We start from the raw sequence: 3,588 nt of genomic DNA, 5'->3' as shown, positions 1-3,588 counted from the left end.
CCTGCGGGCAACGCTTGTCACGGCTATGGCTTTTCCGCATCATTGAGCGCAAGACAACACCGCAAGCAGGGCCTGCCTGATCGCCGGACCCAAGCCAATCAACACGAGGAACGCTGTGGCGGAGAGTGAAAACATCGTCGCCGAGACCGCGGAAAAGATTTTCGCCGATCTCGCGGATGCCCAGACCATCAATCACGACAAGCAGGGCGCGTGGAAGGCGCCGCTGTGGCAGGCGCTGACTGAAGCCGGCCTGCCGCTGTCCTGGGTGCCCGACGATCTCGGCGGTTCCGGCGCCAGCCTCGCGGAAGGTTTTAGCGTCCTCAACGTCGCCGGGCGGCATGCGATCGCTGTTCCGCTGGCCGAAACAATGCTGGCCGGCTGGCTGCTGACGCAGGGCAAGATCGCCTCTCCGGAAGGCGAGATGACCGTGCTGCCGGCAAGTCCGAAGGACCGCGTCACGTTGAATGCCGACGGCAGCCTCTCCGGCCGAGCCCGCGGCGTGCCGTTTGCCAAGGATGCGAAACATTTCGCGGTGCTGGCGAGCGGCAAGGACGGCCTCTCGATCGCGCTGGTTGATGCCGCGAAATGCCGGATCGAATCCAGCACCGGCCTTGGCGGCGATCACAACGATACCGTCACGCTCGACAAGGCGCAGCCGGTCACCACCAATCCGGCGCCGAAGGGTTTCGACCAGACCACGCTGATGCTGATGGGCGGCGTGGTGCGCAGCCTGCAGATCGCGGGCGCGCTGGAGGCGATGCTCGACATCTCCGTGCGCTATTCCAATGAGCGCGTCGCCTTCGAGAAGAAGATTTCCAAGTTTCAGGCGGTGCAGCACAACCTCGCCCGCCTCGCCGGCGAAAATGCCGCGGCGCTGGCCGCCGCGACCTCGGCGGCCGACACCATCGTCAACGCCAAGTCGCTCGACAATGACGCGGTGTTCCTCGAAGCGGCGGCGGCGAAGATCCGCTGCTCGGAAGCCGCCGAGAAAGGCAGCGGCATCGCCCATCAGGTGCATGGCGCGATCGGCTTCACCGTCGAGCACATCCTGCACCGCTATTCGCTGCGGGCGCTGGCGTGGCGCGACGATTTCGGCTCGGAGAGCTACTGGGCGGTCGAGCTCGGCAAGCTCGTCGCCGACCGTGGCGCCGATGAATTGTGGCCGCTGGTGGCTTCGCGCTGAGATCAGGCAGAAAAATCAGGACTGGACATCATGACTGCAGCCCTTCGTTTCGATCCGATCCGCCTGCCCGAGAAATGCGAACAGCTCCGCAAGGAAGTGCGCGCCTTCCTCGCCGAAGAAATCGCCGCCGGCACCTTCGATCCCCACGCGCCGAACCGCGAGGACAATGACGCGCCGGAATTCTCCCGCCGCGTCGGCGCCAAGGGTTGGCTCGGCATGACCTGGCCGAAGAAGTATGGCGGCCAGGAACGCTCGTTCCTCGAGCGTTACGTGGTGACCGAGGAGATGCGGGTGGCGAATGCGCCGACCCGGCGCTTCTTCGTCGCCGACCGTCAGAGCGGGCCGGTGCTGCTGAAATACGCGCCCGAGCACATCAAGATGGACATCCTGCCGCGGATCTGCCGCGGCGAGGTGTGCTTCGCGATCGGCATGAGCGAGCCGAATTCCGGCTCCGATTTGTTCGCGGCGAAGACCCGCGCCACCAAGACCGACGGCGGCTATCTGATCAACGGTACCAAGATCTGGACCTCGTCGGCGCACATCGCCGACTACATGATCGCGATCTTCCGCACCTCGCCGCCGACAAAGGAAAACCGCCGCCACGGCCTGACCCAGTTCCTGGTCAAGATGAAGCAGCCCGGCATCCAGGTGAATCCGATCGGCCAGATCACCGGCCAGTTCGAATTCAACGAGGTGGTGTTCACCGATTACTTCGTGCCCGACGATCACGTGCTGGGCGAGGTCGACGGCGCCTGGAAGCAGGCGACATCAGAGCTCGCCTATGAGCGGAGTGGCCCCGAGCGCTTCCTCGAAACCTATTACGTGCTCACCGAGCTGGTGCGCGCGGTCGGCAAGAACCCGGACACCCGCAGCGCCGAGGGCATCGGCCGTCTGGTGGCGCAGGTGCACACCATGCGCCGCATGTCGGTGTCGGTTGCCGGCATGCTGCAGGCCGGCAAGGAGCCGGTGGTGGAAGCTTCGATCGTCAAGGACATCGGCACGGTGTGGGAGCAGCAGCTGCCGCATCGCGTGCGCGATCTCGCGGCATTCGTCGAGGAGACCGCGACCAACCGCGAGACGCTGGAAAAGCAGCTCGATTTCGCCATCAAGACCGCACCCAAGCTGACGATCCAGGGCGGCACCACGGAAGTGCTGCGCGGCATCATCGCCCGCGGGCTCGGTTTGCGCTGACGACCAATGGGACCGATGATCTCGCCGCAAGCTCTTGCACCTCTCCCTCCGGGAGAGGTCGGCGCGCAGCGCCGGGTGAGGGATCACGGTCCATCGAGAGAGCACAACCCCTCACCCGATTTGCTGGCGCAAATCGACCTCTCCCCTTGGGAGAGGTGACACCTTTGCGCCGAGAGATTGCAGCCTTACCGGAGACAAGACACATGACCAAGTACACTGATATCGGCGTCGAGACCCACGGCCATGTCGGCCTGATCGAAATCCGTAAACCCCCGCTGAACTTCTTCGACGTCGCGCTGATCAACCAGATCGCCGACGCGCTGGAGGAATTCGACAACAACATCGAGATCCGCGCCTCGGTGCTGGCAGCCCAGGGCAAGGCGTTCTGCGCCGGCGCCAATTTCGGCGATCCCGCCCGCCAGGAGCAGGAGGAGCGCGCCAAGAGCGATCCGGCCTCGAACCTGCCGATCAACCATCTCTACGTTCAGGCCGTGCGGATCTTCCGCAACAAGAAGCCGATCGTCGCGGCGATCCATGGCGCCGCGATCGGCGGCGGTCTTGGCCTTGCCGTCTCCGCTGATTTCCGCGTCGCCTGCCCCGAAGCGCGCTTCTCGGCGAATTTTACAAAACTCGGCTTCCATCCGGGCTTCGGCCTCACCACGACGCTGCCGGAGCTGATCGGCAAGAACAATGCCGAGCTGATGTTCTACACCAGCCGCCGCGTCACCGGGGAAGAGGCCTATCGCTGGGGTCTTGCGAACGTGCTGGTGCCGCAGGACCAGGTACGATCAGAGGCGATGAAGCTCGCGCAGGAGATCGCCGAATGCTCGCCGCTCGGCCTGGTCTCGACCCGCGCCACCATGCGCGCCGGCCTCGCCGACCGCGTGCTGGCCGCGACCAACCACGAGTTGGAAGAGCAGACCAAGCTGCGCGCGACCGAAGACTTCAAGGAAGGCGTCAAGGCCACCGCCGAACGCCGCGTCGCGAACTTCAAGGGGCGGTGAGTTTCCACGCGCCGCTCTCTCAACAAGGTCGTCCCTGCGAAAGCAGGGACCCATACGCCGCGGCCCGCGGAAAGGGCACAAGCGGAGGTAATCTTCTTCTTCAACCACGTTCGGTGGTTATGGGTCCCGGCCTTCCAGGCCGTGCGAAAAGTCGGCCCGGCGCGGGGAGTATTGAGTGACCAAGCGCGCGGCTCAGGCTGCGGATGGCCG

At 64.9% G+C, this 3,588-nt stretch carries 3 protein-coding genes; all 3 read left to right on the top strand.

Annotated features, from left to right (window positions below; all coding sequences use genetic code 11):
• The first annotated feature begins 115 nt into the window (after window positions 1-115).
• The 3 genes from QMZ05_RS40505 (at window position 116) to QMZ05_RS40495 (ending at window position 3,378) form a co-directional block, all read left to right on the top strand.
• A complete protein-coding gene (locus QMZ05_RS40505) occupies window positions 116-1,183 on the top strand; it encodes an acyl-CoA dehydrogenase family protein (protein ID WP_353705841.1) in 1,068 nt (355 codons plus the stop codon).
• A 30-nt stretch (window positions 1,184-1,213) separates the two neighbouring features.
• Window positions 1,214-2,374 carry an acyl-CoA dehydrogenase family protein gene (locus tag QMZ05_RS40500; RefSeq protein WP_018269158.1) on the top strand — a complete coding sequence of 387 codons (1,161 nt, stop codon included), beginning with the start codon at window positions 1,214-1,216 and terminating at the stop codon, window positions 2,372-2,374.
• A 203-nt stretch (window positions 2,375-2,577) separates the two neighbouring features.
• Complete coding sequence (locus QMZ05_RS40495; RefSeq protein ID WP_353705840.1) at window positions 2,578-3,378, top strand: enoyl-CoA hydratase/isomerase family protein; 801 nt, start codon at window positions 2,578-2,580, stop codon at window positions 3,376-3,378.
• The last annotated feature ends 210 nt before the right edge of the window (window positions 3,379-3,588 follow it).

The organism is Bradyrhizobium sp. INPA03-11B (assembly GCF_040446015.1).
Classification (GTDB): domain Bacteria; phylum Pseudomonadota; class Alphaproteobacteria; order Rhizobiales; family Xanthobacteraceae; genus Bradyrhizobium; species Bradyrhizobium macuxiense_A.
The sequence above is the reverse complement of the archived record's forward strand: the minus strand, read 5'-3'. Positions and strand labels throughout refer to the sequence as shown.

Bases quoted from the DNA above. Each gene is read 5' to 3' on its own strand.
- QMZ05_RS40500 (WP_018269158.1), top strand. From the start codon at position 1,214: ATGACTGCAGCCCTTCGTTTCGATCCGATCCGCCTGCCCGAGAAATGC.
- QMZ05_RS40495 (WP_353705840.1), top strand. From the start codon at position 2,578: ATGACCAAGTACACTGATATCGGCGTCGAGACCCACGGCCATGTCGGC.